2 protein-coding genes and 1 tRNA gene are annotated in these 2,210 nt (G+C 43.8%); all 3 read right to left on the reverse strand.

Features of this window, described 5'->3' with window-relative positions; all coding sequences use genetic code 11:
- Window positions 1–657 (reverse strand): ABC transporter ATP-binding protein (locus AC5V8P_RS25165; RefSeq protein WP_495474012.1); only part of this gene is annotated, 657 nt, incomplete at its 3' end.
- Window positions 658–760: 103 nt separating this feature from the next.
- Entirely contained in the window at window positions 761–1,903 is a 1,143-nt protein-coding gene (locus AC5V8P_RS25170) for a PucR family transcriptional regulator (RefSeq protein WP_063212496.1), read from the reverse strand.
- Between the two features lie 155 nt (window positions 1,904–2,058).
- Window positions 2,059–2,131 (reverse strand) — tRNA-Lys (locus AC5V8P_RS25175).
- Between the last annotated feature and the right edge of the window lie 79 nt (window positions 2,132–2,210).

Below are 2,210 nucleotides of genomic sequence, written 5' to 3' on the forward strand. Positions count from 1 at the left end.
AGATGCAGCTTGTTGAATGATACCATCCTTCATAACTACAATCCGGTCACCCATCGTCATGGCCTCTACCTGATCATGTGTTACATAGATAACGGTCGTTTCCAGACGCTTAGCCAGCTTCGTGATTTCCGCACGCATCTGACCACGCAGCTTAGCATCCAAGTTGGACAGCGGCTCATCCATCAAGAAGACTTGTGGGTCACGCACAATCGCACGTCCCAAGGCAACACGCTGACGTTGACCACCTGATAACGCTTTCGGCTTGCGATCCAGCAGATGTTCAATATCGAGGATTTTAGCCGCTTCACGTACGCGTTTATCAATTTCTTCCTTTTTAACTTTGCGGAGCTTCAAACCAAAAGCCATGTTTTGGTATACATTCATGTGCGGATACAAGGCATAGGATTGGAATACCATCGCGATATCGCGGTCTTTTGGAGCCACATCGTTCACAACACGATCACCAATATACAATTTACCGTCTGAAATTTCCTCCAGACCAGCGATCATACGAAGCGTAGTGGACTTCCCACAACCGGAAGGACCAACCAATACGAGAAATTCTTTATCTTGAATGTCCAAATTGACATCAACAACCGTAGCTTTTTCTGCACCCGGATATTTCTTGAAAATATGCTCTAAACGCACGCCAGCCATAGCTTTTGCCTCCCCAAGGTCAAGTTTTGAAATCGAATACATTTTCTACTTGTATCTTACCCTAGTCCCCAAAGCATGGCTATTCGCAAACTGCACAAAAATGCTATTTCCTTTTTGTCACTTTGTACAATAATAGATATAGTTTGATTAAAACCGCATCATTAAACGTCCGCACGTCCAATCCGGTCTCCTGTTTAATCTTGTCCAATCGGTAAATCAACGTATTTCGGTGAACATATAGACGCTTAGCTGTCTCACTCACATTACAATCGAGTTGAAAAAAGATATCCAAAGTAGCCATCGTTTCGGAGTCTTCCAGTATGACAGATGACTTCATTACCTGCTCCAAAAATAGCTCACGTTGTTCCTTGGGAATGCGATTTAACAGTCTCTCCAAATGCAGCTCCCATGAAAGGTGGATGTGCTCTGTTACATGAAAAATTTTACCAAGATGGATCGTCTCCCATAATAAATTCAACTCGTTGGGAAGACTTTGCAAAGGGATGGAGGGCTTAGAAATCGCCAAATGAAATACACCGACCCATTCATTCGCGATAAGCTCATATAACCCCAAGCTAAAAGCCGTAAGAACCTCCTCCAGCGGTTCCACAAAGTCTGCATCCCTGGACTCAGGATCTTTATCCCGTTCATCGTCTGATCCTAATAAAAGCTCTTTTTTAGCCAGAATCAGCCAAGATTGTTCATCTAATGGAGTAAGCAGCACATCTCCTCCAAAATAGCTCGCTAACAATCGATGAAGCTGGGTATACGTAATAGCTCCATCCTGAGTTCCCTCGCCATTTAGCAAAAACGGCACCATACACGCTGATAGTGAATCACAAAGCTCCAGCTCAGCAGGAACCTCTTCTTCACTGTTTAGGTTGGCAGCCTGCTGTATGAGCCATTGTCCAAAACGATTCATCCGCTCTTCCTTGCTATAAGCCGGGGTGATCGACAATTGTGGACCATTCTGCCAGACTTGTTCCATGTTCCCGAGCAGCGCTTCGATCAACTTCCGTTCTCGATCCGTCAAATATCTGGCCTCTACCGCAAAAGCAGCCAGTACACCTGCCGATGCACGAAACGGAAAATATAATTTATTGTCACTGACAAACGATCTATCCGGCATAACTGAATCGGCTGTTTCTCCTTCTGCCATCATTTCTGGGCACCAAGGTACTATGGTAAAAGGCGCTTGAATTATATTCTGAAGCTGTTGCTGAATCCATTCTGTATCCAAAGTCACGCGATCACCACTTCACTTTTTTTAGAATATAGATAACACTAAGCGAACATAATGAACTCATTATAACCTGTCGATACCTTAAAATAAAAAGCCATATAAAAACATAACTAAAAACAATACAAAAAAGCCATCAACTATAAGTTGATGACTTCTGATGAGCCATGAAGGACTCGAACCTTCGACACCCTGATTAAAAGTCAGGTGCTCTACCAACTGAGCTAATGGCTCATAAAACTGGTGGAGGATGATGGATTCGAACCACCGAACCCGTAAGGGAGCAGATTTACAGTCTGATGCGTTTGGCCAC

It is taken from the genome of Paenibacillus sp. N119s (assembly GCF_059447605.1).